The 26,289-nt window shown below is 70.3% G+C and carries 19 protein-coding genes and 1 pseudogene; 9 read left to right on the top strand and 11 right to left on the bottom strand.

All coding sequences use genetic code 11. From position 1 onward, the window contains the following. Positions 1 to 108: 108 nt before the first annotated feature. On the bottom strand, positions 109 to 2,340 hold the full coding sequence (katG, locus tag ACWCP0_RS08140; RefSeq protein WP_451078030.1) for a catalase/peroxidase HPI: 2,232 nt from the start codon (positions 2,338 to 2,340) through the stop codon (positions 109 to 111). 24 nt (positions 2,341 to 2,364) lie between these two features. Next, positions 2,365 to 2,726, bottom strand: a pseudogene (locus tag ACWCP0_RS08135) (Fur family transcriptional regulator). Positions 2,727 to 2,920: 194 nt separating this feature from the next. Between ACWCP0_RS08135 and ACWCP0_RS08130 the strand changes: the two are divergent. Next, complete coding sequence (locus ACWCP0_RS08130; protein ID WP_451078029.1) at positions 2,921 to 3,331, top strand: Fur family transcriptional regulator; 411 nt, start codon at positions 2,921 to 2,923, stop codon at positions 3,329 to 3,331. Between the two features lie 156 nt (positions 3,332 to 3,487). Here the strand turns inward: ACWCP0_RS08130 and ACWCP0_RS08125 are convergent, their stop codons facing one another. Beyond that, positions 3,488 to 6,769, bottom strand: coding sequence for a S8 family peptidase (locus ACWCP0_RS08125; RefSeq protein ID WP_451078028.1), 3,282 nt, complete (start codon positions 6,767 to 6,769; stop codon positions 3,488 to 3,490). 612 nt (positions 6,770 to 7,381) lie between these two features. Here ACWCP0_RS08125 and ACWCP0_RS08120 point away from each other — a divergent pair. Together ACWCP0_RS08120 and ACWCP0_RS08115 are read left to right on the top strand one after the other, a co-directional pair. Then, a complete protein-coding gene (locus ACWCP0_RS08120; RefSeq protein ID WP_451078027.1) occupies positions 7,382 to 8,896 on the top strand; it encodes a glycoside hydrolase family 3 protein in 1,515 nt (504 codons plus the stop codon). 83 nt (positions 8,897 to 8,979) lie between these two features. Then, positions 8,980 to 9,441 carry a hypothetical protein gene (locus tag ACWCP0_RS08115; protein ID WP_451078026.1) on the top strand — a complete coding sequence of 154 codons (462 nt, stop codon included), beginning with the start codon at positions 8,980 to 8,982 and terminating at the stop codon, positions 9,439 to 9,441. 133 nt (positions 9,442 to 9,574) lie between these two features. Here the strand turns inward: ACWCP0_RS08115 and ACWCP0_RS08110 are convergent, their stop codons facing one another. The 3 genes from ACWCP0_RS08110 to ACWCP0_RS08100 form a co-directional block, all read right to left on the bottom strand. Then, on the bottom strand, positions 9,575 to 10,249 hold the full coding sequence (locus ACWCP0_RS08110) for a hypothetical protein (RefSeq protein ID WP_451078025.1): 675 nt from the start codon (positions 10,247 to 10,249) through the stop codon (positions 9,575 to 9,577). Further along, the gene (locus tag ACWCP0_RS08105) at positions 10,246 to 10,650 is read right to left on the bottom strand and encodes a hypothetical protein (RefSeq protein ID WP_451078024.1); all 405 of its coding nucleotides are present in this window, start codon (positions 10,648 to 10,650) and stop codon (positions 10,246 to 10,248) included. The genes ACWCP0_RS08110 and ACWCP0_RS08105 overlap by 4 nt, the downstream gene beginning before the upstream one ends. An 84-nt stretch (positions 10,651 to 10,734) precedes the next feature. After that, positions 10,735 to 13,134, bottom strand: coding sequence for a glycoside hydrolase domain-containing protein (locus tag ACWCP0_RS08100; RefSeq protein WP_451078057.1), 2,400 nt, complete (start codon positions 13,132 to 13,134; stop codon positions 10,735 to 10,737). A 505-nt stretch (positions 13,135 to 13,639) separates the two neighbouring features. On the opposite strand from ACWCP0_RS08100, the gene ACWCP0_RS08095 reads away from it, so the two are divergent. Continuing rightward, entirely contained in the window at positions 13,640 to 14,440 is an 801-nt protein-coding gene (locus ACWCP0_RS08095; RefSeq protein ID WP_451078023.1) for a hypothetical protein, read from the top strand. An 82-nt stretch (positions 14,441 to 14,522) separates the two neighbouring features. On the opposite strand, the gene ACWCP0_RS08090 is transcribed toward ACWCP0_RS08095, so the two are convergent. Both ACWCP0_RS08090 and ACWCP0_RS08085 read right to left on the bottom strand, forming a co-directional pair. Then, positions 14,523 to 15,353: an adhesin gene (locus ACWCP0_RS08090; RefSeq protein ID WP_451078022.1), complete on the bottom strand. Its 831-nt coding sequence runs from the start codon at positions 15,351 to 15,353 to the stop codon at positions 14,523 to 14,525. Positions 15,354 to 15,556: 203 nt separating this feature from the next. Then, a complete protein-coding gene (locus ACWCP0_RS08085) occupies positions 15,557 to 16,486 on the bottom strand; it encodes an adhesin (RefSeq protein ID WP_451078021.1) in 930 nt (309 codons plus the stop codon). Between the two features lie 165 nt (positions 16,487 to 16,651). Here ACWCP0_RS08085 and ACWCP0_RS08080 point away from each other — a divergent pair, with 165 nt between their 5' ends. Further along, positions 16,652 to 17,536, top strand: a complete 885-nt coding sequence (locus ACWCP0_RS08080; protein ID WP_451078020.1) for a MerR family transcriptional regulator — start codon at positions 16,652 to 16,654, stop codon at positions 17,534 to 17,536. Between the two features lie 137 nt (positions 17,537 to 17,673). On the opposite strand, the gene ACWCP0_RS08075 is transcribed toward ACWCP0_RS08080, so the two are convergent. Further along, the gene (locus ACWCP0_RS08075) at positions 17,674 to 19,386 is read right to left on the bottom strand and encodes an MFS transporter (RefSeq protein WP_451078056.1); all 1,713 of its coding nucleotides are present in this window, start codon (positions 19,384 to 19,386) and stop codon (positions 17,674 to 17,676) included. Positions 19,387 to 19,644: 258 nt separating this feature from the next. Beyond that, a complete protein-coding gene (locus ACWCP0_RS08070) occupies positions 19,645 to 21,996 on the bottom strand; it encodes a serine hydrolase (protein ID WP_451078019.1) in 2,352 nt (783 codons plus the stop codon). 193 nt (positions 21,997 to 22,189) lie between these two features. Between ACWCP0_RS08070 and ACWCP0_RS08065 the strand changes: the two genes are divergently transcribed. The 3 genes from ACWCP0_RS08065 (at position 22,190) to ACWCP0_RS08055 (ending at position 24,413) form a co-directional block, all read left to right on the top strand. Next, positions 22,190 to 22,912 carry a GOLPH3/VPS74 family protein gene (locus ACWCP0_RS08065; protein WP_451078018.1) on the top strand — a complete coding sequence of 241 codons (723 nt, stop codon included), beginning with the start codon at positions 22,190 to 22,192 and terminating at the stop codon, positions 22,910 to 22,912. A 256-nt stretch (positions 22,913 to 23,168) separates the two neighbouring features. Beyond that, the gene (locus tag ACWCP0_RS08060; protein ID WP_451078017.1) at positions 23,169 to 24,026 is read left to right on the top strand and encodes a helix-turn-helix domain-containing protein; all 858 of its coding nucleotides are present in this window, start codon (positions 23,169 to 23,171) and stop codon (positions 24,024 to 24,026) included. Between the two features lie 186 nt (positions 24,027 to 24,212). Continuing rightward, a complete protein-coding gene (locus ACWCP0_RS08055) occupies positions 24,213 to 24,413 on the top strand; it encodes a DUF397 domain-containing protein (RefSeq protein ID WP_451078016.1) in 201 nt (66 codons plus the stop codon). A gap of 141 nt (positions 24,414 to 24,554) precedes the next feature. Here ACWCP0_RS08055 and ACWCP0_RS08050 read toward each other — a convergent pair whose 3' ends face one another. Then, a complete protein-coding gene (locus ACWCP0_RS08050) occupies positions 24,555 to 25,397 on the bottom strand; it encodes a hypothetical protein (protein ID WP_451078015.1) in 843 nt (280 codons plus the stop codon). A gap of 81 nt (positions 25,398 to 25,478) precedes the next feature. Here ACWCP0_RS08050 and ACWCP0_RS08045 point away from each other — a divergent pair, with 81 nt between their 5' ends. Continuing rightward, a complete protein-coding gene (locus ACWCP0_RS08045) occupies positions 25,479 to 26,261 on the top strand; it encodes an SDR family oxidoreductase (protein ID WP_451078014.1) in 783 nt (260 codons plus the stop codon). The last annotated feature ends 28 nt before the right edge of the window (positions 26,262 to 26,289 follow it).

Below are 26,289 nucleotides of genomic sequence, written 5' to 3'. Positions count from 1 at the left end.
GTTTGTGGGCGCGCCCCCCGCGCGCCCGCGCCGGCGGCGGCGGGTGTCGCGCGGGCGGGGGTCGCCGCCGCCCGGGGCGCCCCGCGCGGGCCGACCCGGACGTCGTGATCAGACGAGGTCGAACCGGTCGAGGTTCATCACCTTGGTCCACGCCGCCACGAAGTCGTTCACGAACTTCTCCTTCGCGTCATCGCTCGCGTAGACCTCCGCGAGCGCGCGCAGCTCGGAATTCGACCCGAAGACGAGGTCCGCACGGCTGCCGGTCCACTTGACCTCGCCCGTGGCCGCGTCGCGGCCCTCGAACGTGTTCCGGTCCTCGGACGTCGCCTTCCACGTCGTGCCCAGGTCGAGCAGGTTGGCGAAGAAGTCGTTGGTCAGAGACCCGGGCGTCGTGGTGAAGACGCCGATCGACGACTGCTGGTAGTTCGCGCCCAGGACGCGGAGGCCACCTACGAGGACCGTCAGCTCGGGCGCGCTCAGGGTCAGCAGGTTCGCCCGGTCGAGCAGCAGGTACTCGGCCGGCAGCCGGTTGCCCTTCCCGAGGTAGTTGCGGAACCCGTCGGCGGTCGGCTCGAGGGCGGCGAACGACTCCACGTCGGTCTGCTCCTGCGAGGCGTCCACGCGACCCGGAGTGAAGGGGACCTCGACGTCGAAGCCGGCGTCCTTGGCGGCCTTCTCGACGCCCGCAGCACCGGCGAGCACGATCAGGTCGGCGAGCGAGACCTGCTTGCCGCCGGTCCGGGCGGCGTTGAAGGCCTCCTGGATGCCCGCCAGGGTGCGCAGCACCGTCGCCAGCTCGTCGGGCTCGTTGACCTCCCACCCGCTCTGCGGCTGGAGGCGGATGCGGGCACCGTTGGCGCCGCCGCGCTTGTCGCTGCCGCGGAAGGACGAGGCCGACGCCCACGCGGTGGACACGAGCTGGGACACCGACAGGCCCGAGGCGAGGATCTGGCCCTTGAGCGAGGCGATGTCACCGGCGTCGACGAGTTCGTGCGTCATCGAGGGGAGGGGGTCCTGCCACAGCAGCGTCTCGGCCGGGACCTCCGGGCCGAGGTAGCGCACGATCGGGCCCATGTCACGGTGGGTCAGCTTGAACCACGCGCGGGCGAAGGCGTCCGCGAACTCGTCCGGGTTCTCAAGGAAGCGCCGCGAGATCTGCTCGTAGGACGGGTCGAACCGGAGCGAGAGGTCGGTCGTCAGCATCGTCGGGGCGTGGCTCTTCGACGCGTCGTGGGCGTCGGGCACGGTGCCCGCCCCGGCGCCGTCCTTCGGCCGCCACTGGTGCGCGCCGGCGGGGCTCTTGAACAGCTCCCACTCGTAGCCGAAGAGGATCTCGAAGAAGCTGTTGTCCCAGGTGATCGGGGTGTTCGTCCAGATGCCCTCGAGGCCGCTGGTGATCGCGTCCCCGCCCTTGCCGGTGCCGAAGGCGTTCCTCCAGCCGAGGCCCTGCTCCTCGAGCGAGGCGGCCTCGGGGTCGGGGCCGACGTGGTCCGCGGGGCCCGCGCCGTGGGTCTTGCCGAAGGTGTGGCCGCCGGCGATCAGGGCGACCGTCTCCTCGTCGTTCATCGCCATCCGGTGGAACGTCTCGCGGATGTCGCGGGCTGCGGCGAGCGGGTCCGGGTTGCCGTTCGGGCCTTCCGGGTTGACGTAGATGAGGCCCATCTGGACCGCGCCGAGGGGGTTTTCGAGCTCACGGTCGCCGGTGTAGCGCTCGTCGCCGAGCCAGGTGGTCTCGGGACCCCAGTAGACGTCCTCGTCGGGCTCCCAGACGTCCGCACGACCGCCGCCGAAGCCGAAGGTCTTGAAGCCCATCGACTCCAGGGCGACATTGCCGGCGAGGATCATGAGGTCGGCCCACGAGAGGTTCTGGCCGTACTTCTTCTTGACCGGCCACAGCAGGCGGCGGGCCTTGTCCAGGTTCCCGTTGTCCGGCCAACTGTTGAGGGGGGCGAAGCGCTGCTGGCCGGCCCCGGCACCGCCCCGGCCGTCGCTGATCCGGTAGGTGCCAGCGCTGTGCCACGCCATCCGGATCATGAACGGGCCGTAGTGCCCGAAGTCGGCGGGCCACCAGTCCTGGGAGGTCGTCAGCACCTCCGCGATGTCCCGCTTCACTGCCGGGAGGTCGAGGGTCTTGAACGCCTCGGCGTAGTCGAACTCCTCGCCGAGGGGATTGGCCACGGCGGGGTTCGTGGCAAGAATCCTCAGGTTGAGCCGTTCCGGCCACCACTGGCGGTTTCCGCCGCCCTGAGTCGGGTGCGGGGCGCGCCCGTGCGCGACCGGGCAGCCACCCGCGCCCTCCGTTTTTGCGTCTGTGACGATTGCATCATGGTTCTCAGACATGGGCATCCTTCCGGACCAGGCGGATCACGGTGCTCGGAAACTGCGGGCAGTGGAACAGTCGGGGCACAGGCCCCGGTTGACGGCCTCGGTCTCGTCGATCGAGAAGCCGTGGCCGTCGGAAGCGGTCGGGCAGGAGGGCGACGTGATGATGGTTGTCCTCGACGCGTCGCGCGAACCGGGCCGGGCTGCCGACCGGTGCCGTGCGGCGTACGGGTCCCGCCGCCGTGGGCGCATGGAAGGACTCGCGTACGACGTGAAGGGAGATACGGCCCACGCGATCGCACGCCTTCGAGGTGATCGCCTCGATGCCGAGGTGATCACCGTCCCGGACGGTCTCGAGCAGCGCGACGCGGGCGGCCGTCACTCCGCAGGCCGGCACCGCGCAGCTCCTCGGCGGTGTCCCGTCACGTCTCTGTCTCCTGCCGTACTGGAGTCTTCCTGCCCCTTGGCTATCGCCGGAGCCGATCCTACGATGGACAGGGTCTAAGTCAAGAAGCGCGTCAAACCCGTATCCAATCAGAACCAGGACGTCCGCGGGTGAACTTCGTCTACTCCGCCGAAACCGAATAGGTGCGCCGATATGAGTGACCTGCTGGAGCGACTGCGAGGGCGTGGCTGGCGAATGACCTCCCAGCGGCGTGTCGTTGCGGAGGTCCTCGACGGCGACCACGTGCATCTCACGGCCGACGAGGTGCACGCCCGCGCGGCTCAGCGGCTGCCCGAGATCTCCCGGGCGACCGTCTACAACACCCTGGGCGAACTGGTCTCCCTCGGTGAGGTCATAGAGGTCTCCACCGAAGGCCGCGCCAAACGCTACGACCCCAACGCACACCACCCGCACCAGCACCTGGTGTGCTCCGGCTGCGGCACCATCCGCGATGTCCACCCGACGGGCAATCCGCTGGCCGACCTCCCGGCGGAGGAACGGTTCGGCTTCACCGTGTCCAAGGTCGACGTCACCTACCGCGGGCTGTGTCCGTCCTGCACCTAGGCCGTCTTTGGGGAGCGGCGCCCCGCACGGGCGGGCTCCCCAACGGTCGCGCCCTGTGGGCGGGCACCGACTCCCGGGGCACGACGGGCCCCAGGGAACAGCAGGGGCCCGCCGGATGGATTCCGGCGGGCCCTGCGACGCTGCTCGCGTCGGCGGCTACTTGAGGAGGTAGGCCTTGATCACGGTCTGCTTGAAGGAGTTGCCCGCGGCGTCCTTGACGTAGGTGCGCAGCGAGACCGAGCCGCCCGAGGAGCGGTGCGGGTGGTTCACGGTCACGGTGCGCTCCGGGCCGGAGCCCTTGACCTCGGCGGAGTGCCAGGTCTTGCCCTCGTCGTAGGAGACCTCGGTGGTGAAGGTCCGGATGGGCGACGCGGGGGCGCCGACCGGTAGCTGGATCAGGACCGGGATGTCGAGCTCGTGTCCGGCCTTGGCGCGGTTCCACTCGTCCAGCTCCGGCGACATGCGCACCGCGTACAGCGGCAGCGCCTGCCGGGTCGCCGTGGTCTGCGACCGGAACCGCCATTCGGCCCGCAGGCTCGTGGAGATGGAGCTCGGTACGAGGTCGCGGTCCTGCTCGAACGTCAGACGGTAGTCGGCGGGAGTGGCGTCGGCCGGCACCACCGCGTAGTTCCTGGTCTCCGCGACCAGTTCGCCGTTGCGTCGCATCTGCATCACGGGCCGGCTGCTGGTCGTCGTTCCGGCCACCAGGTCGAGGTTTCCGTTCGCGGCGTCCTGGACGGTGAACCACATGGTGTCGCCCTCACGGTATGTGTTCATCCCCTCGGGCGAGAAGCCCGTGGCCTGGACACCGTGGTTCCAGTGCTCCTCGACGGACCCGGCCTTGTAGCTGTGCAGGGGGCTGAGGTAGCTCTGTCCGTGACTGTCCGGTCTCGTGAAGAAATTCTGCTCGAAAACGGTCTGCCAGCGCAGGTCCCCGGCCGGCGAGAAGTAGTCGACCCGCCGGTTCGGAACCGGAAGCCCGTCCATCCCATGGCCGAAACGGAGGTTGTCGAGATACATCCAGACGCTGCGGTACGCGGAGGTGCCCTGCGCGGTGGCGGCGAAGGTGGTGTTCACCGTGGCCAGCTCCGACTTGCGCGGGTGGTACGCGGGATCCGCCGGGATGGCGCCGCGCACCGGCCGAGTGAGGTAGTAGACCGACGAGGGACTCGTGCCGTCGGCGGCGGGCTCACCCCAGATGGTGTTGACCAGGTAGGTGAACTTCGAGTCCTTGTACTGCGCCGTCGGGGTGGCGTACAGGCCCTCGATGTGGTCGCCACCGATCGCGTCGTTCATGGAGACGGCAAACAGCCCGCCGTCCAGGCCGACGGTGCCGATCTCGGCCGACATGATGCGGGCCGAGCGGCTCGGGGCCGAGACCGTGACGGGCTTCGCCTTCCGGGCGTCGATGGCGACGTCCCGGTCGGTGCTCATCGCGACCTGCGGCGCACCGACCACGGTGCCCTCGGTGAACGCCGCGTCGAAGAGGAAGCCGGCCACGGAGTAGGTGTTGTTGTCGCGCGGCAGCCTCAGCTCGGTGCTGCCCTTGCCGTGCAGTTCCAGCTCGTAGGTCTTGTGATCGGCCGAGCCGACGATCAGGTAGGCGTTGGCGGGAGCCTTGCCCGAGCGGTCCTTCACGTTGATGCGGAGGCTGTGTGACGGCTGCTCGACGTCCATGCCGATCGGGACGCGTACCGAGACGGCCTTGTCGGCGGTGGACGCGATGACCACGCCGCTGTACGCCTGGTAGGACGTGGCGGTCTCCGGGGTCGCGGTGACGGTGACGTCCGCGGTGCCGTGCGCGGGCACGGTGACCTTGTCGGCGCTGAGGCGGAACAGGCCCTCCGGTGCGGGCTTGTCCGCGTCGTAGGACACGTTGAGCGACAGGCCGAGGGTGACCGGCGCGCTGCCCGGGTTGCGGTAGGTGATCTTCTTGTTCACCGGCGGCCGCCCGCTGTCGGACCAGCGGATCTGCCCGTAGTCCAGCCCGGTGGGCTCGGCGGTGACCTGCTGGTCGACCGCTCGGGCGATGTCGACCCGACCGGCGCCCTGGCGGTAGGCGCCGCGCTCGAGGCCGCCCGTCGTCGACTGCATCAGCTGGCGCTTGACCTGGTCCGCGGTCCAGTCGGGGTGCTGCTGGAACAGGATGGCGGCGGCGCCGGCGACGTGCGGGGTCGCCATCGAGGTTCCGGACATGCCGGTGTAGCCGTCTTCGGCGGTCGTACCGCCCGCCTGAGCGGCGACGACGCCGACGCCGGGGGCGACGAGGTCGGGCTTGAGGCCGAAGTCGCCCACCCGCGGGCCGATCGAGCTGAAGTAAGCGAGTTCGTCGTCGATCTGGGTGGCGCCGACGGCCAGCGCGCGGTCGGCGGAGGCGGGAGAGTTGACCTTGCCGGGGCCGCTGTTGCCGGCCGCGGCCACGACCAGGACGCCGTGGTCACGGGTGACGGTGTCGACCATGGCCTCGATGGCGTCGGTCTCCGGGGTGTCGACATCGCCCAGACTGAGGCTGATCACCTTGGCGCCCTGCTCGGCCGCCCAGGCCATGCCCTCGATGATGTCGGAGTTGTCGCAGTAGCCGCTCGCGGTGCAGACCTTGCCCGACAGGATCCGCGCACCGGGCGCGACGCCCTTGTACCGGCCGCCGGAGGCCGCGCCGGAACCCGCGACGGTCGAGGTCACATGGGTGCCGTGGCCGTTGAGGTCGTCGGTGTTCGGTTCGGTGGTGAAGTTCGCGGAGTCCGCGATGAGGCCTTTGAGGTCCGGGTGATTCGGGTCGTAGCCGCTGTCGAGCACCGCGACCTTGACGCCCTCGCCCTGGTAGCCCTTCGCCCAGGCCTGCGGCGCCCCGATGTGCGCCACCGTCTGGTCGAGCTGGACCTTGGCGCGGCCGTCGAGCCAGACCCGGCGCACGCCGGCGCCCATGGTCGTGGCGCCCGCCTTGGCGGGGGCGATGTTCTCCCAGAACTCCGCCGCGCCCTTCCGGTGTTCGCCGAGGGTCGCGAAGGAGGTTCCGGGGATGGCGCTGACCTTGTCGGCACCGGCCGCGGCGAGGCGGCGCTCGGCGGCGCCCGCGTCACCCTCGTACTGGACGATCAGGGGCAGGCTCGGCCGCTCGGCGTACTTCTCCTCGACCAGGGCCGAGACGTTGAACAGGGCCCTGTCGAGGCGGTCCGCCGCGAGCAGGGGAAGCGCGTCGACGGGTATGACCGTCCAGTCGTCGCCGTCCTGACGCTTGATGAACTTGACGTGCTCGCGTCCTTCGGCAGACTCGACCGAGACGCTCTGCCGGCCCGACGGGTCCGTCTCCAGCGTGACGCGGTCGCCTGTGATCAGGGTGACGTGGTGCCGGGCGAATCCGGTGGACTTGGCCGCATTCCCCTTCACGACCGAGTCGGCCGGCTCGGTGCCCTGAGCGGCACCAGGTGTGACGGTCAAACCTGCCAGCAGCGCTGCGAGAGCAGCGGCCGCCACATACTGCGGCCGGGGTCTGTGGACCCGCGGCCGCCACCTGTCGTTCATATGTCTCATGGAGGGACAGCGTGGCGCCGCATATGGCGAGGGTCAGCACTTCCCCCTGTCCAGCAGGTGACAAGTCACCTCTCCGCCACGGCGATAAGGGTACGAAGCAGTCCAAAGGGCGACGAACGAGCTGCACGTGTCTCGGTGTACGCATCCGTACCGGACGTCGCGACGGGGCGCGGGGGGTGCGCCGCTCCGCGTCGCGCTTGCGGATCTCGCGGTAGAAGCCGCCGCTCGGCGGGTTGCGCCGGATGTCCAGCTGCACGGGGATGTGCACGTGGTAGCCGGAGACCACGCGGCCCCGCACGTCGAGGTCCGTCACGCAGCACCTTGCCGCGCTCGAAGACCTCCAATCGAGGTCAACGCGCCCACACGTCCTGTTCGGAAACGACCATTTCGATACGAACCGGCATCGACGAGCTTCCTTGACAGTCCGTATTGGTATAGGCCAATATCCGCTTGGCCTGTACCAATGATGTCGTGGCCTGCCGATTTCCCGGCTCCACACCCACCGTCTCCGGAGGTCCCATGGCAGAGAGCAGCCACCCGGAACTCATGCGGCTGGCCAACTCCGTGCTCCAGCCGGGTTTCGTGGGCACCACGGCGCCGGACTGGGTCCTCCGCAGGATCTCCGAAGGCCTCCGCTCCGTCGTCCTGTTCGGCCGCAACATCCAGAGCCCCGAGCAGGTCGCCGCGCTCACAGCGTCGCTGCGCGCCGAGAACCGCGACCTCATCATCGCCATCGACGAGGAGGCCGGCGACGTCACGCGCCTGGAGGCGCGTACGGGAGCCTCCCGCCCCGGCAACCTGGCCCTGGGCTCCATCGACGACATCGACCTGACCGAGCAGGTGGCCCGTGACATCGGCCGCGAACTGCGCGCCGCCGGGGTCTCGTTGAACTACGCACCCAGCGCCGACGTCAACTCCAACCCGATGAACCCCGTCATCGGGGTGCGCTCCTTCGGCGCGCGCACCGATGTCGTCTCCCGCCACACCGCCGCCTGGATCCGCGGCCTGCAGGCCGCGGGCGTCGCCGCCTGCGCCAAGCACTTCCCCGGACACGGCGACACCAGCGTCGACTCCCACCACGGCCTGCCGCAGGTCTCGGCCGACGCCGACGTGTTCGGGCGCATCGCCCTGCCCCCGTTCATCACGGCCATGGACGCGGGCGTGCGCGCCATCATGACCGCCCACATGCTCATCCCGGCCTACGACGAGAGACTGCCCGCGACCCTGAGCCACCGCATCATCAACGACCTGCTGCGCGGTGAACTCGGCTTCACCGGCCTCGTCGTCACCGACGGCATCGAGATGGGCGCCGTCTCCGACCGCTACGGCATCACCGGTGCGACCGTCATGGCGGTCGCGGGCGGCGCCGACGCGGTGTGCGTCGGTGGCGAGAGCGCCGAGGAGGCCACCACCGCCGAACTGACCGACGCCCTCGTCCAGGCCGTGCTCGACGGCACGCTGCCCGAGGAGCGGCTCGCCGAAGCGGCAGCCCAGGTCCAGGGGTTCGCCGCTTGGTCGGGCGATCTGGCGCGCTCCGCCGCCCCGGACGACGACGCCTCCGGCATCGGCCTGGTGGCTGCCCGGCGCGCGGTGCGCGTGCACCGCAAGGCGGACACCGGCACCGAGTTCCCGCTCGTCGGCGCCCCGCACGTGGTCGAGCTGTCCCCGACCACGAACCTCGCCATCGACGGCAGCACCCCTTGGGGTGTGGCCGACCCGCTGAAGGCCCTGCGCCCGGGCACCACATCCGTACGGCTGCGGGAGTCCGAACTGGCCGATGCGGAGGACCTGCTGGACCGTCTGGCGCTGGCCCCCGCGGACGGACGGGCCCTGGTCGTCGTCGTCCGCGACGCGGCCCGCTACCGCTGGATGGCACAGGCCCTGGCCGGCCTGGTGCGCCGCCGCCCCGACGCCCTGGTCGTGGAGATGGGCGTACCCGCGGACGACCGCCCCGGAGCGGTGTACCTGGCCACGCACGGCGCGACACGTGTGTCGGGGATCGCCGCGGCCGAGGTGCTGGTCGGCGCCTCCTGACGGGCGCCCCCGCAACTGTCAACCGGCGGTTCTTACAGGGGACTTGTGGCCAGTCCCGATCAGGTGAAAGTTGACACCACGAGTTGATCTGGCCCACGTGGAACACCCGCACTGCAGAATCCGCGGAGACCGCGGAGACCGCGGAGACCGCGGAGACCGCGGAGACCGCGGAGACCGCGGAGACCGCGGAGACCGCGGAGACCGCGGAGACCGCGGAAGCCGTGGAGACCGCGGAAGCCGTGGAGACCGCGGAAGCCGTGGAAGCCGCGGAAGCCGTGGAAGCCGCGGAGACCGCGGAAGCCGCGGAGACCGCGGAAGCCGCGGAGACCGCGGAAGCCGTGGAAGCCGCGGAGACCGCGGAAGCCGTGGAGACCGCGGAGACCGCGGAAGCCGCGGAAGCCGCGGAAGCCGCGGAGACCGCGGAAGCCGCGGAAGCCGCGGAGACCGTGGAGACCGCGGAAGCCGTGGAGACCGCGGAAGCCGCGGAAGCCGCGGAGACCGTGGAGACCGCGGAAGCCGTGGAAGCCGTGGAGGCCGCCAAGTGAGCGGTTGCGTTCCCGGCTGCTGAAGCGGGTGTCGCGGGTTCACATCCCGCCGGGGCACCGCCTGTCACCAGACAGCACCATGCGGACGGCCCCTCGGCCAAGATCTGCCGAGGGGCCGTTGCGCTGGTCGCAACTAGGCGGTGCGCTGCGCGAACGCCTGTGCCGCGGTGCGGCGCCTCGGGTCGAAGGCGTCGGTCGAGCCCGCGCCCTCACCGCCCGGGGCGTCGGCCCACCCCCGGATCTTCCGCGCCACGCCCTTGAGTCTCGGATGCCCCGGCCTCGACGCCAGCTCGAAGTGGGACTCCTTCGGCACCTTCGCGTCCCCGCCCCACCGCACGACGCCGTCGAGTTCGGCGAGGATGTCCCGGATCACCACGAGATCGTTCGGGTACAGGCCGCCCTTCACGCCGACCGGATAGGCGTGCGGACGGATCGCGATCGCCGAACCGGACAGATGGTTCGACTCGTACGCCTCGCGCACCCGCCGGTCCGTCGTGTGGCCGCTCAGGTCGGCCGGGCGCAGGCTGTCCACCTCGTAGTGGAACCGGCGCGCGATGTGGAGCAGGATCACCGCGGCATCCCCGTCGGCCAGGCGCACGGTGCGGCCGCTGCCCTCGACCCGGTGCGAGGGGGCGTCGTCGAGGATCAGCCAGCCGTTGGCCGAGGTGCTCCCGCGCCAGAGGCGGGCGGCGTCGGCGCCGGGCTCGGCGGCGTGGGCGGGGCCGGACAGCACGGGCGGTAGCGCGGTGACCGCGGCGAGGCCCGCGCCGGCGGTCAGAACTCGGCGGCGGTCAAAGAGATGTGTCACGGCTTCTTCCTTCGGATGATCGCCGACCCCACCGCCCCGCCCAGGGCGAGCACGGTGCAGACGGCCAGGATGACCACGGAGGGATTGACGTAGCCGGGGACGGCGTCGTAAGCGGCGTTGCACCTGTTGTGCAGCGGGAACCACTGGCGGGGCTCCTGCCAGTGGCCCTCGCGGTACGCCACGTCGTAGACCTGGCCCGCGCGCCGGCACGTGTCGGCGATGTCATGGCCGCCGGCGAAGGCACCGGCCGACCAGACGACGGCACCCGCGACCAGGCACACGAACGCCAGGAGCAGCCACCACGCCGGACGGTTCCACCGGCCGGTGACCCCACCGCGGACGATCTTCCACGTGCTCCACCCGACCAGTGCGACCACGGCCACGACGACAACGACCACCACGCGTCCCCTGCCCCTTGCTTGTGTGCGACTGCCTGTGTGCGACTGCTTGTTTGCGACTGCTTGTGTGCGACTGCTTCTCTTCGGCTACCTGCGTGCGGCCCTCGAACGCGCGCCGCGCAGATACGCCTCGTGATTCTTCTTGTAGGTGGAGACCAGGCTCTCCTCCTGACCGGTACGCGCCAGCAGCGTGTCGGCGAACCCCTGCTCGTACGGCTGCAGCTCGCTGTAACCGATCGTCTCGGGAAGTGCCGCGCCACCCTGGACGAGGACGAGGAACTTCTGCGCCGCGACGACCTTCACGTCGTCGAACGCGGTCAGCATGTTGTGCGCGAGGAAGTTGGCGTCCTCGGCGTTCGTGAACCGCTGGGCGTAGTAGTCCCGGAACCGGCGCAGGCCGCCCCCGCCGTTGTAGTGGTCCCGCACGGCGTCCACGATGGTCCTGCCGGCATTGACGGCCCGCGCGAGCAGGTACCCGTCGGCGTCCTCGACGAGGTCGGCGAAGCCGAAGCTGGACGTGATGCCGATCTTCGCCAGCCTCTCCAGGCAGAAGGTGTGACCCGACGGGTACTGCTCCTTGGAGTTGCGCCAGTCCACGTAGAAGGTGAGGAGGTCGCCGCCCCATCCGGCGACATCGCCGCCGTTGACGCTCTTCGGGTTCGACGGCTGGGGCGTGACCAGATGGCCGTTGGCCGTCGCCATCAGATGCTCGGCGCCGAGTTCGTGACCGGTGAAGGGGTCCGTGAACTCCTTCATGACCGACATGCCCCGGCTCTTGGCGTGGTTGACGAAGTCGCCGTCGTACCCGCCGATGAGGAAGTCCCAGTCGGCCCCGCCGTACCGTTCATGGCGGATGAACTCCATGACGAGCTGGCTCGGCCTCCGGTCGCTGCTGCCGTAGTCCACGGCGATGTCGTACAGGCTGCTGATGTAGTCGATGAAGTCGTCGGCCGGCCCCGCAGGGCTGTTGACCGAACTCGTCCCCGGATCGGACCCGTTGCGCCACACGTCCCGGTCCAGGTCGAACTGGTCGGCCCCGTTGGTGACCCGGAACTCCTTGATCTGGTTGAACGACCAGTTCGGCGGGAGGGTGAAGCCGAGATTGCCGGAGAACCCCCACGACATGCCGGACACGAACGAGTACCGGGCGTCCGTCCGCTTCGTCACGTTGTGGCACACGTTCCGCGACCCGTACACCCCATGGATGTACCGCTTGCCCTGGTTCGACAGCGCCCCGGCCACACCGTGGAAGTACGGAACGATCGCCGCGTCGATCTCTTCCTGGGTGGCGTCGTAGTCCACCGCGAAGTAGATGACCGTCCCCCGGTTGAAGCCGTAGCCCGCCGCCAGCGCATGGGCGTTCAGGCCGTGCTGGTATCCCTGCGTGTACGTGAAGTCCGACAGCTCGCGCGCGTTGTCCTGATAGATCGGGAACACCCGCAGCCCGGCGTCGAACATCCTCTGCAGCTCCCCCGGCTTGATCTCCTTGTCCAGGGTCGAGCCCGGCGGGTCGTAGAGGTAGCGGCCCACTATCCGGTACCCGTTCGCGTACAGCCACTGCGCACGCGACGCGGTGATCTCGAACCGCGTGTCCGACCCGGACGCCGGCCGGTCCGGATCACCCATCGACACCAGGAGCTGCGCCCATGTCGCATAGTCCGCCCGGCCGGTGACGGGAAGCTGCGAGAACCCCTGGAAAATGCGCACGTACTCGGCGAGCGCCGCATCGAACGTCGACCGGAACCCGGTACGGACGTCACCGATCGGCTCGTTGAACACGCACGCCGCCGAGAAGAGCTGGACGAACACACCGGTGGCGCCCTCGCCGAACTCGTTCGCCCGCAGACCGGCCTGCGTGCCGGGACCGAAGTTCCCGTTCGGCGAGGAGAGACCCAGCTCGGTCTGGATGGCGAGCATCAGCGACTTCTGCACGTCACGGGAGTAGTGCCCGTCGCAGGGGCCGATGGTGTAGTACGACTTCGTCCAGTAGCGGCCGTTGAGCCACTGCTGTATCTCCCGTATCTTCTCGGCGCCCCCGGCCACGACGACGTAGGCATCCATGTTGAGGAGGGCTCTGAAGATCTGCGGCGTCACCTGCCCGCCGGCGGTGCCGGTCCCTCCGTCCGGCAGACCCATGTTGACGCGGAGCTCCTTGACGGCCTCCGTGGTGACGGCTCCGTATTCGCCGTAGCCGTTGGCGCCCCAGTAGCCCTTGCAGAACAGGGCGTGCTGGATGATGCGGACGATGTTGGAGTTGACGTTCCAGCCGAACCCGATCGTGCCGAGCGCGGTCACCTTTTCCATGGTTCCGGGGCCGAAGTTCGCGACCACGGGGCTGATGCCCAGTTCCGTCTGCAATCCCATGATCAGGGAGTTCATGGTGGCCCAGCCCGTACGGCCGTCCTCCGGGCATCGCACGTACCCCGCCACGTTGCCGTAGGTGGCGTTCACCCACTTCTGCGCGTCGAGGACCTTCTCATCCGCCACGGTCACATGCCTTTCACCCTAGGCGATACGACAGGGCAGCCGATCGCCGCGTGAGCCCCCGGGGGACCCGGCAGTCACACGTGGCCCGGTGCCGTGAGCGCGGACACTACGCATCGCACCTCTCCGCCGTGTCTTACGCGTTGTCGTGCGGTCCGTCCCGTCCGTCGGTCCGTCCCGTCCGTCGCCCCGTCCCGTCCGTCGCTCCGTCCCGTCCGTGGGCCGTACCGGTCATTGATCCGAGCCGTTCGGATGAAACGAGGACCTTGTTCGGCGCGGCGCACGCCGACCGGGGCACCGGTCACCTCAGAGCGCGGGCGTTCGGAGTGCCCGTGCGCAGAACGGCAGCGGGGCAGGACCGTCGGGCGTGACCCCGCGCAGAGACGGGAGTGGCTGGATGCTCATCAAGCGAGCAGCCCGGGCGGCGCAGCGCCGGTGGGCATGGATGGCGACAGTGGCGATGGTGGCGGTGGCAACGGGGGCGGTCGGGCCGGTTCAGGCCGCGGGCGTGACATCCACCGTGGTGAACTGCAAGGGCAACCCCTCGGCCCTGCAGAACGCGATCAACAGCGCCGCGGACAGGGCGGAGCTGAAGGTACAAGGAACCTGCATCGGACCCTTCGGCATCACCAGGAATCTGACCCTGATCGGTGACAAGCACACGGTCCTCGACGGAAGGTTCGCAGGCCCGACCGTGACCGTCACCGGAGCCATCCATGTGCGGATGAAGGATCTCTCCATCGCCAACGGCGCGGCCAACGCCGACGCCACGGCGGCCGGACGCGGCGGCGGCGTCTTCAACAACGGCGGCACACTGACGCTGTTCAACTCCACCGTGCGCCACAACACGGCCGCGCGCGGAGGCGGCATCTTCAACGACGGCGGCACGGTGAACCTGACCCGCACCACGGTGCGTCACAACACGGCCTCGGAGAGCGGCGGCGGCATCTTCAACTTCGGCGCCGGCACGGTGGCAATGTCCCACTCCAGCGTGCGCCACAACATCTCCGTCGACGGCGGCGGCATCGCCAGCAGCGGTGGCACCGTGGCGGTTCTCGACTCCCTCGTATTCCGTAACGGAGCGACGGACCAGGGCGGCGGCCTCTTCGTCTCCGGTGGGCTGGCGTCCCTGATCCGCTCCAGGGTGGAGCGGAACACTGCGGGCGTCGCGGGCCCTCCCCCTGGCACTCTCGGCGGCGGCGGCATCTTCGAGGGCGGCGGCACGGTGACGCTCACCGACTCCAAGGTGCGCCAGAACCACCCGAACAACTGCGCCCCGGCCAACGCCGTGCCCAACTGCGTCGGCTGACCTCTCCCACCGTCCGTCAAGGGGCACCGCCGGGACGGGAATCCCCGGCGGTGCCCCTGCGCCCTGTCCGTGCCTGCCCCGTTCAGCTACGGCACGTCAGTCTCATCTGCGCCGCCGCATGATGCGCCCCCAACCGCTCCGCCGTCCCCCAGTCGCGCCCGCGGTCGATCAGCTGGACCGCGAAGGTACGGTCGCCCTTGACCGGATAGCTGCCGACCGGGACCACGGCGCCGCGGTGGTCGGTCTGGCGGACGCCGAAGCCGGTGTAGCCGGAAGCCGGGTCGTCGGGGTCGGCCAGGACGCGGTAGAAGGTGGGGTCGCCTGCCACGTCCATGGCACGGGTGGTGAAGGGTACGAAGACGGCGAGCGAGCACTGCTCGTAGTCCTGGCCGAGGTCCCAGCTCCAGGTCGCCGTGCCCCCGTCGTCCTTGGTGGGGCTGCCCGACATGGGGACGGCCGTGAAGCTGCCGTCGCACGACTCGTCGCGCCGGCCGCCCGAGGACACGGTGTACCAGGCGGCATGCCCGTTCTCGAAGCGGCCGTCCTCGCGGTAGTTGCCCGTCGCGCAGCCCGGGCCCGCCCACTCCTCGAACCCCGACGAGCCGTCGTCCTGGTCGTCCGGGTCATCCGGATCCGGCAGCGACGTCGGGCCGAGCCTCGTCGGTATGCCCGGGCCCGCGATGTCGTCCTCCGCCGCCTGGCCGCCGCCCGCGCCGCCGCCCGCCTCGGAGCCGCCGATCAGTGCCGCGGCGGCGACGAAGCAGCCCAGAACGACCACGACTCCCGTCGCCAGCACGGTCTTGCGGAACCGGGAAAGCGTCGAGATCCGGCCCGCGAGCGTTTCGCGCGCGATCCACGACGTACCCGAGCCACGGCCGACCCGCACCACGAACCCGCAGTCGGGACAACTCATGCCGGGCAGCGGGCCTCGCCTTTCACTGCCGCAACGTTCGCACGCCATACCAGGTCACTATGCAGGAACCCCAACCGTCACGGAGGGCGAACGCCTACACGAACACCCACACGAATGCCCCATCGAACATCTCATCGACGTCCAGGCGTACACCGCCGTCCTGTCACACTGCCGTCCTGTCACACCGCCGTCCGGTCACGCCTTCACGCCGTGCAGTCCGCCCGTATCTGCGCCGCCGCGTGATGCCCGCCGTCCACGTACCCATGACCCCAGTCCTGCCCCCGGTCCACGAGCTGGATCGTCAACTCGCCGTGCCGGACGGGGAGATCGTTCACGACCACGACACCGCCCCGCATGCTCGGCTGGTCGATCTGGAAGTACGTGACGATGCTGTCGTCGTCGTCCCCGTCCGACAGCACGTTGTAGCGCGTCGGATCACCGGCGACGTCCTCCTCCCGCGGGCTCCACGGAATGCGCACCGCCACCGAGCACTTCGTATGGCCACCGCCCGGACGCCAGTTCCAGGTGACCGTGTTCCCACGGTCCCGGTCCCGTGCCCCCGACATCGGTACGGCGATGAACCGGCCGTCGCACGCATCCCCGTCGTGGCCTCCGGAATCGACCTCGTACCAGCCGTCGCGCCCGTCCGAGAACCGCCCGTACGTCCGCACTCCGTGCGGGCAGCCCGGCCCCACCCACTCGCTGAACGTGGGGTCGGTCGAAGGCTCGGAAGGTCCCGGCTCCGGTTCGGGCTCCGGCTCCGGCTCCGGCTCCGGTTCGGGCTGCGGTTTCGGCTTGTGCGAGGGCTTGGGGCTCGTCGCGCTCGGTGACGGCGAGTCCTCCGCCACGGACGTCGGGCCCACCCGGCTCGGCAGCCCGCCCAGCGTGAGGTCGTCCACCGCGGGACCGGCCCCGGCCGTCCGGTTCTCCTCCCCGCCCGTCAGGAGCAGGGCGGCGCCGACCAGCAGCCCGCCGAGGGCGAGCACAACTCCCGCGGTCGGCAGTGCCCTCAGCCCGGGCGGCGGTTCCCGCACCGTCCTGGATCGCGCCGGCGCGGCATCGACGGTGCAGGAGTCCGTCACCATCCCCGGCAGCGCGCCCCGGTGCGTTCCGCCGCATCTCTCGCACACCATGCGCCCCACTATGCAGCGGAGTTCATACCGACCGGTAGGCACTCGTGCGTCTCAACGCGATATCGATCCACAAGGCCTGACCTTGACCTTGTCCCAGGGGCAAGGCGCACCGTCCTCCTGCCGGGCGGACACGGAAGACGCCGCCCGGTGACGGAGGATGGGACCGTGCACGACGACTCCCCGGACGCGCCCCCGGACGACGCCTTGCGGGAAGCTCCGCTGACCATCGGGGCCTTCGCCGCTCGTGCGCGGCTGTCGCCCAAGGCGCTCCGCCTGTACGACCGGCTCGGGCTCCTCGCCCCCGCGTACGTCGACGAGGCGACCGGCTACCGCTGGTACCGCGCCGACCAGGTGGAACGCGCCCGGCTCGTCGCGCTGCTGCGGCAGATCGACATGCCGCTCGCGCGCATCGCCGAGGTGGTGGAGCTGCCGGGGGCCCAGGCCGCGGAGGCCGTGGCCGCGTACTGGACGGACGTCGAGGAACGGCGTGCCGTGCAGGGCGCCGTCGTGGCCCATCTCCGTGACCGGCTCTCGGGCAGGAGACCCACGATGTACGAGATCAGGACATGTGACGTACCGGAGCAGGCGGTGCTCGCCGAGCGCAAGCACCTTCTCACGGACGAGCTGCCGCGCTGGATCCCGGCCGCACTCGGCCGACTGGTCCGGGCGGCAGAGGAGTGCGGGGGCACGGCGGGCATCCCGTACGTCGCGTACCACGCCGAAGTGAGCCCGGACAGCGACGGCCCGGCGGAGGCCTGCGTGCCGGTCGCCGACGCGAGGGCCGCGGAGGAGTGGGTGGCGGCGAACAGCCGTGGTGCGACGTCGGGGACGGCCCTCCGTGTCGAGCCCGCGCAGCGCCTCGCGTACACCCGCATCACCAAGGCCCAGGTGGCGTACCCGCAGATCATCTCGGCCTTCGAGGCGGTCGAGGCGTGGGTCGAGCGGAAGGGCCTGACGATCACGGGCCCGTGCAGGGAGGTGTACTTCGCCGAATGGGACGCGGCGGGGGCGACGGACGAGGTGTGCGACATCGCCTTCCCGGTGGCGTAGCGGCGCGGACCGCTACCTGCTGGTGCCGGGCCGCATCCGGACCGTCCGGCGTTCGAGAACGGACACCCGGGCGACCCACCGGTACCGGTCCGCGGCGAAGCGCCGACCAGGGCGGGCGGGGCCGGCCCCGCCCGCCCTCAGCGCGCCTCGCGGAGTTCCGCCGGGCACGGCGTCCCCCGCGGCAGCTGGTACGGCGCCGCAAGCCGGTACACGCCCGGGCGGGGGGCGAGGAGTTCCGTCCACTCGTCGCCCTCCGCGTCCTCCTCCGCCTTCAGCAGGCAGCCGGCCACGTTGACGAACGTCCGCGGCTCGTCGTCCGACCGCGCCTTCGACGCGTCGGTCTCCTCGGGCTGGGGCACGCTCCGGCCCTGCTCGTCGACGAGGCCGAGCCAGGGCGAGTACGGGATGCGGATCAGCACCCGGCCCGCGGTGCGCACACGGATGGTCAACTCGCCCGCGCCCGCCCGGTCCACGGTCGCCGGCGGGTCGGCGAGCGGCATCGGGTCGCGGACGGCGAAGAGCTGCCAGTTCGCGTCGGCCCAGACCCGTTCGAGGTACGGCTGCCCGCGCTCGACGATCTCCGCCTCCTTCTGGCCGCCGCCCGAGTCGGGCATGCCCTCGGGCAGCACCACGTAGTGCACCGCCCAGCGGTCGAGCCACTCGCGGTAGTTGTCGGCGTTGAGGGTGTCGTCGTAGAAGAGCGGGTTGCGCTCGATGTCGGCCTGGCGGTTCCAGCCGCGCGCGAGATTGACGTACGGCGCGAGCGCCGACGCCTCGCGGTGGCTGCTGGCCGGGACGACCTCGACGCGGCCCTTGTCGGCTCCGGCCTGCTGGAGCTGGTTCACGAGCGGCGCGAGTTCGCGCGTCCAGGACGCGGCCGGTGCCGTACGGACGATGTCGTCGACGCTCTTGAAGCCGATCCACCCGTTGAGGCCGACGAAGGCGAGGACGAGCGCGTACCACTTGAGCGAGCGCGGGGCGGCGTACGGCAGCGCCGCAAGCAGCACGACACCGGCGAACAGCATCGCGAGCCGCGAGACGTTCGAGCCGATCTGCGAGTCGACGACGAAGGTGAGGAGGGTCCCGGCGGCGTACACGGCGGCGCCGGTGCGGACCGTCCGCCAGTCCTTCGGTACGAGGACGAGGACGAGCACCCCGAAGAGGAACGGCAGCGACGTCGACGCCAGCGACATCGGCTGCGTACCGGAGAACGGGAACAGCCACGCCGACAGCGCCACGACCGCCACCGGGGCGAGCCCGAGCACATACGCTCCCGGGCGCCGCTTGTTCAGGAACAGCGCCGCCGCGACGACCCCGAGGAACAGCCCGGCGACGGGGCTCGACGCGGTCGCGAGCCCCGCGAGCGGCGCGGCGACCGCGGCCTTCGCCCACCGTTTGTACCGCCAGCGGTACGGCCAGCAGAACACGGCCGCGACCGCGCCCAGCGCGAAGAGCATCCCGAGCCCGAACGTGACCCGTCCGGACAGCGCGTTGCACACGAAGGCGAAGACGGCGGCGAGCGCGCAGGCCGACGGATTGCGGACGGCACGGACGCGGGTGAGGATCAGCGCGGTCAGGGCCGCGGACAGCGTGCCGACGATCATCATCGTCGTCCGCACGCCGAGCAGGGACATCAGATACGGGGACACCACGCTGTACGAGACGGGATGCATGCCCCCGTACCAGGCGAGGTTGTACGCGGAGTCGGGGTGCCGGCCGACGAACTCGGCCCACGCGTCCTGGGCCGCGAGGTCCCCGCCACTGTTTGCGAAGACGAAGAACCAGACGACATGGGCGACGCCCGCGGTGAGTGCGGCGACGGCCACCGGGTGGCGGAGGAAGCGCAGGATGCGCTGCCGCAGGCTGCCGCGGGCGTACGGTTCGACCTCATGGTCGGCGTACGCCGGCGTCGGCTCAGCGGTGATCACTTCGGCTCTTCCCGTCGTCCCCACGTGTCAGACCCCCACGTACAGGGACGCCTCACGGGGATGTCACGTTGCCCGGACGCTAGCACGCGAGTTCTGGTGCGGCAGCGTGGACGACAGCGGCCCCGGCACGGTGGGTGTTCCGTGCACGGGGCCGCTGTCCCAGGTGGGTCAGCGGGCGAACTAGGCGACGCGGGTCAGCTTCGCGCCGACGCCCGGCTCCTCCAGGTCGGACTGCAGGACGAGGGGCGACGAGGCCTTGCCGGTGCCGGTGCCGACCGACACCTCGCCGACGACCATGCCCGCCTTCGCGGCGTGCGGGATCGCGGCCTTGCCCGCGCCGATCTCGAGCTCGACCTTCAGGCCCGGCCAGCCGAGCGCCTTCACGTCCTTGGTCGCGACGACCGGGACGCGACCGCCGAGGCCGTCGTCCACGTATCCGACGACCGTGCCCTTCTTCACTACGGTCGCCGAGGTGACCGCGGCCTGGGCGCCCTGGATCAGCTGGAGGCTGTCCTGCAGGGACGACTCCAGCTTCGCGTTGGGCGAGTCGCCGCGCTGGATGCCGAAGACCGCGCCGTAGATGCGGCGGGCCTTGCCGTCGACGACGGTGTCGGCGGACCAGAGGAGGTTGCCGCCGGCGGGGGTCGACGAGCCGGTCTTGATGCCGCTGACGCCGGGGTTCAGAAGAATGTTGTTGTTGTTGTAGATCTTCCCGTCGATGCCGTCGATCACGATCTCCGGCGTGTTGACGATCTCCCGGAAGACGTCGTTCTGCATGACCGCCTTGGCCAGCTTCAGCTGGTCCGACGCCGTGGACACGGTCGTGGCCTTCAGGCCGCTCGGGTCCGTGTACGTGGTGTCGTTCATGCCGAGCTCCTTGGCCGCGGCGTTCATCTTCTCGACGAACTCGGCCTCCGACGGGGAGTCCCAGCGGGCGAGCAGGCGCGCCGCGTTGTTCCCGGACGGGATCATCAGCAGTTGGAGCATCTGCTTCTCGCTGAACTTCTGGCCCGCGCGGATGGGGGCCGTCGACTCGTCCTCGGCCTTGGACTCCTCCTCGGCCTTCTGGTCCACCTCGATCTGGGGGCCGGTCTCCTGGCCCTTGAGCGGATGGTTCTTGAGGATCACGTAGGCCGTCATCGTCTTCGCGACGCTCGCGATCGGCGCGGGCTTCTGCGCTCCGCGCGTGCCGAGGCTGCCGACGCCCTCGACCTCGACGGCCGACTGGCCCTCGGCGGGCCACGGGAGCTCGGGGGCCCCGCCGTCGAAGGTGTAATCGGACGTGGCGGTCAGCGTGAGGACCGGGTCCGGGAGCGGCCGCACGAGCTGCACGACCGCAAAGACGATCAGGAGCAGCACGACGAGCGGCGTCCAGATCCTGATCCGCCGCATGACGGTCCGGACCGGCGTCTGGGGCGGCGGCGGCGTGTTCGTCAGCTCGGCGAGCAGATCGAGCGGCGGCTTGGGCGGCAGCGGCTGCTGCTTGGTCCGCTCGACCTCGGTGAGCGACGCGGGCGCGGCGGATGCGGATGCGGGGGACGCGGACGCGGACGCGGCCGGGGGCACCTCGTCACGGCGCAGCGGTACGAACTTGCTGGTCCGCTCAGCCTCGGTCTCGGGCTTGGGCTTGGGCTTGGGCGTGGGCTTGGGTTCGGGCCTCGCCTCCGGCTCGGGCGCGGGCGGCGGGGTGATCTCCAGCGCGGTGGTGGGCTGGTCCACGGCCGGCCGGGGCAGCGCCTTGAACACGGCGGTCGGCTGGTCGACCGGCCGGCCGTCCTGCTCGTCGTCCTCGCCGTCGTCCTCGGCGTCGGCGGTGCCATCCGCGTCCTCGGCGTCGGACGCCTCGGGCTCTTCCGCCTCCGACGAGGCGGGAGCGGGAGCGGGAGCATGGGCGCCACCGTCCTCGACGTCCGTGGTCCGGTCATCGTCATCGGCTTCAGCAGGCTCGGACGCGTCGGATGCCACGGCCGGCTCGGACGTCGCCGCGTCCTCCGCGTCACCGGCGGTCTCCGCGTCCTGGTCGGCATCCCCGTCCGAGTCGTTGCCGTCCTCGACATCGACATCGGCCTCTTCGTCGACCGCCGTGTCCGCCTCCGCGTCCGCATCCGTGTCCGGTTCCGGCTCCCGCGACTTGTCGGCCCTGGAGACCCACGCCGCCACCGCAGCCCGCAGCCGCGCGTCGTCGCCGTCCGACGAGGCATCGGACTCCGCAGGCGCGTTCGGCTCCTCGGTCTCGTCGACGGCATCGAGCACATCGGCCGAACCGGCCGCAGCGGACGACGCAACCGCACCGTCCCCGGCGGAACCGGAACCGGAACCAGAACCGGAACCGGAAGCCGACCCCGCCGCGTCTCGCGCAGCAGCAGGCGACGGCAGCGTCTTGAACACCGCCGTCGGCTGGTCGATCCGCGACTCCGCCCGCGGCGCCGCCGCCTCCGGACGGAACACGGCAAGCCTCGGATCGCGGTCGCCCGAAGTCGTCTCCCCCGACGACTTCTCCTGCTCCGACTTGTCGGGGGACTCGCCCGCCACCGTGCCTCCTCCATGCCTACGCGCCGCGAAACGTCGCTGTCCGAACCATCTACCAGTGTCCTGTGTGAGCGCTTGGCCCCCGTGCTAGACGAGAACGACATACCTACCGGTTCCCGTACGAAGCACCCAGGCACTCTCGACAGACCAATGTGAGAGGCGTCACCCTGTCATTCATCCACGCGGGGAGGCATGGATGGGCAGGAGCCGCAGAACACTTCCGGAAGAGCTTCTGCTGCTCGCTCTGGACCCGACCACGGGTACCACAGCGCAGCCGCAGTCGCTCGACCTCGGCCTGGCCGGAGCACAGCTAGTGGAGCTGGCGCTGGCAGGACGGATAGCCCCTGACGGGGATCGTATCGCCGTGGTGATGCCACGGCCGACAGGAGATCCGACACTGGACTCCGCACTGGAACTGCTGCGCAGGCGCGGCAGTCCGGTACGGGCGGTCCACTGGATCGGCGGGCCCCGACTGGGGCTGCGCCAGATCTATCTCGCGCACCTGGAGCGGTGCGGCATGGTGCATGCCGTGGCGGGCCAGATGTGCGGGGTGCTGCCGACGACTCGCTACCAGGCGACGGACACGGCGGTCAGCCGGGACATCAGGGCCCGGCTCGACAGTGCGATCCGCACCGGCGTACCACCGGACCCGCGGACCGCGGCGCTCGCCGCGCTGGCCCATGCGGTCGGCCTCGGCAAGCACCTGTATCCCGGGAACGAGGGGCGTTCATCGCGCTCCAGGCTCCGGGATCTGATCAGGCACGACCCCATGGGCGGCCTCGTGGCGCACGCCGTGATGGACGTCCAGAACGGTGCGGCCGCACAGCCCCACCGTAGCCCGGCGGCCGCGCCCGGTCGCCAGTCCGCCGTACCGGTGCAACCGCGCCGCGGAAGCATGGCCCGCGCCGCCGCACACTGAGCAGTCGGTCCGAGCAACCCGATCGGACCGAGTCACCCAGCGAGTCCGAGCAGGCCAGAGCAACACCCTCCACAGAAGACCCGGTTCGGGAGCCGCACTGAATGCGCGGGGCAGTCATCGCGACTGCTCCGCGCGTTCGCGTTGTCGCACGTGTCGTCATTTCCCAGCGCAGCCAGCACCATTGGTGGCAGTCTGCTGGGACGTAGATACGGACAGCAACGAACAGATGAAGTCCCTAGCCGGAGGTGCAGTTTCCGTGGCGTCCAACGTCAACCCCACCGTCAGGCGCCGCCGCCTGGGTCAGGAGCTGCGCCGGCTCCGCGAGCTCAAGGGCATGACCGCGGAGGAGGTGGCGGAGCGCCTTCTCGTCTCCCAGTCGAAGATCAGCCGGCTGGAGAACGGCCGGCGTTCGATCAGCCAGCGCGACGTCCGCGATCTCTGCGGGGTGTACGAGGTCGAGGACCACCGGGTCGTCGACTCGCTGATGCAGATGGCCAAGGACTCCCGCCAGCAGGGCTGGTGGCACGCCTTCGGCGACATCCCGTACAGCGTCTACATCGGCCTGGAGACCGACGCCGCGAGCCTGCGCGTGTACGAGCCGCAGATCGTGCCCGGCCTGCTCCAGACCCGGCAGTACGCGGAGGCCCTGATCGCCGGTGCACTGCCCGAGACACCGGTCAGCGATGTCGAGAAGCGGGTGCAGGTCAGGATGCGCCGGCAGGAGCGCATCACGACGCCCGACAATCCGCTGCGGCTGTGGGCGGTGGTCGACGAGGCCGCGCTGCGCCGCGTGGTGGGCAATGAGCAGCTGATGCGCGACCAGCTGGAGTACCTGGTGGAGCAGTCGCAACTGCCCCATGTCACGGTCCAGGTGCTGCCGTTCAGCATGGGCGCGCACCCCGGCATCACCGGGCACTACGCGGTGCTGGAGTTTCCGGACGCATCGGACTCGAGCGTCGTCTACATCGAGGGTGTCACCAGCGACCTTTATCTGGAGAAGGCGAACGACGTCCACAAATACACCGTGATGTACGAGCACCTGCGCGCGCAGGCGCTGAATGTGGACCAGACCCGGGAGTTCATCGAGGACATCGCCAAGGGATACGCCAGGTGACGCCCGAGCAACAAACTCGCGGGCGCGCACGGTACACCGTCACAAGCGTTTCCCGGAAGACCACACTGGAATATGCCATCCGGTCGGGTGAACGGCCGTTCTCATCCGGAGAGCCCGCCAAGTAGCGTCGTGATCACGCCGTCAGGAACGTCGGCGGCAACGACCAACCTGGAACCGGAGATGCACATGGCTATTCAAAAGGGCGCCCTGGACACGTGGACCAAGTCCTCGTACTCCGGCGGAAACGGCGCTTGCGTCGAGGTCAAGTCCCCCGTTGTGCAGGCAATCGCCGTGCGGGACTCCAAAGTCCCCGCGGGACCCTCGCTCACCTTCGTCCCGGATTCGTGGAACGCCTTCGTGCACGAGGTGAGCAAGGGTTCCCTCTAGGAGACCTGGTCGGACCTCGGCCTCAAGGGATACTGAAATACCGGAACCAACGGAAAATACCGGATTTCAACGACAGAGCCCTCTCGACTGGTCCGCCGTCCCGGCCGAGGGGGCTCGGCTTTTCTCCCCCGCAGTACCGCGTCAGCGCAGCTGGTCCACATAGCGGTCCGTCCCCGGCACGGTCGGGATGAACGGTGCCACCAGCTCCACCCTCCCGAGCTCCCCCGCCTCCAGGTCCGCGAAGCGGTCCTCCCAGCAGGCGCGCGGGTCCTCCTCCAGGAACCAGAGCAGCGTCAGGCGCGTGTCGACGCCCTCCACCTGCTTGACGTACGACATCCGGTCCAGCGGGAGCGGCGTCGGCCGGAAGACCGCCACCATGGCCGCGGGTGCCGCGACATTCCCCTGGGGGGCGAGCCGCCTCGGCAGCTCGCGCGACCGCAGCCACTCCAGCAGCTCCGCCCGCTGCTCCGGCCCCTCGGCGTCGATCACCTCCACCACCAGCCCCGCGTAGGGGTGGTCGAGCGCGTGGCAGTCGCGCGGACCGGCGGCGCCGTCCCGGTAGACGGTCGCCACATGGTCCTGGAACGCGGTGAAGACGTGCGTACGGTCCTGATAGACGCGGCCGTCGCGGTTCAGCCGTTTGTTGATGCCGACGGTCCACTTCATGTGGTCGTCGTAGCGCCCTTCGGTGATCCAGTACGTGGAGATGTAGCACCCGGCCGTCACCGGCTGGGCGACCGCCGACTTCTCCGGGTAGCGCAGGAGCTGCAGTTCCCGGGTCGCCACCCAGCGCCGCCCCGCGTACATCCAGGGCATCGCCATCGCGCCCGCGTAGTAGTGGTCGTCCTCGTACCAGCGGTTGTACGCGTACTCGTGGCCGGGATGCGGCTCGACCATGGTGATCAGGGCATGGCCCGGGTGGACTCCGTAGGGGCCGACGGCCGCCAGTTCCGCGTACACCTCGGACCGAGTGTCCTCGCTCACGACGCTCCCCTTCCCTCCTCCGGTGGACGGACCTACTCTGACGCACCGTCAGATGAAGGACCAGAGCCCGGAGGCGCCGAGATGCTGCTGCAGGGAAAGACCGTCATCGTGTCCGGCGTCGGCGCCGGGCTGGGGCACCAGGTCGCCGCGACCGTCGTACGCGACGGAGGCAACGCCGTCCTCGGCGCGCGCACGGAGGCGAATCTCGCCAAGACCGCCGCGGAGATCGACCCCGAGGGCGCCCACACCGCCCACCGCTCCACCGACATCACCGACGAGGCGCAGTGCGAGGCGCTTGCGGCGCTCGCCGTCGAACGCTTCGGGCGGATCGACGCAGTAGTCCATGTGGCCGCCTGGGACAGCTGCTTCGGCGGCCTGGAGGACGCCGACTTCGCGACCTGGCAGCAGGTCGTCGACGTCAATCTGCTGGGAACGCTGCGCATGACCCGGGCCTGCCTGCCGGCGCTGAAGGAACGCGGCGGCTCCGTCGTCATCATCGGTACCCAGTCGGCGGTGGCCGCCCCCTCCCAGGTCCGCCAGGCGGCGTACGCGGCGTCGAAGGGCGCACTCACCTCGGCGATGTACTCCCTGGCGCGCGAGCTCGGCCCGCACCGGATCAGGGTCAACACCGTGCTGCCCGGCTGGATGTGGGGGCCGCCGGTCGAGGCGTACGTCCAGTTCACCGCGCACACCGAGGGCGTACCGGAGTCGGACGTGCTCGGCCGGCTGACCGAGCGCATGGCTCTGCCGGAACTGGCCACGGACGGGGACGTGGCGGAGGCCGTCACCTTCCTCGCCTCCGACCGGGCGCGGGCGATCACGGGTCAGTCGCTGCTGGTCAACGCCGGTGAGCTGATGCGGTAACCCGCACCCCACCTCCCCCTCGGGCCGC

It is taken from the genome of Streptomyces sp. NPDC001970, assembly GCF_053594115.1.
The sequence above is the reverse complement of the archived record's forward strand: the minus strand, read 5'-3'. Positions and strand labels throughout refer to the sequence as shown.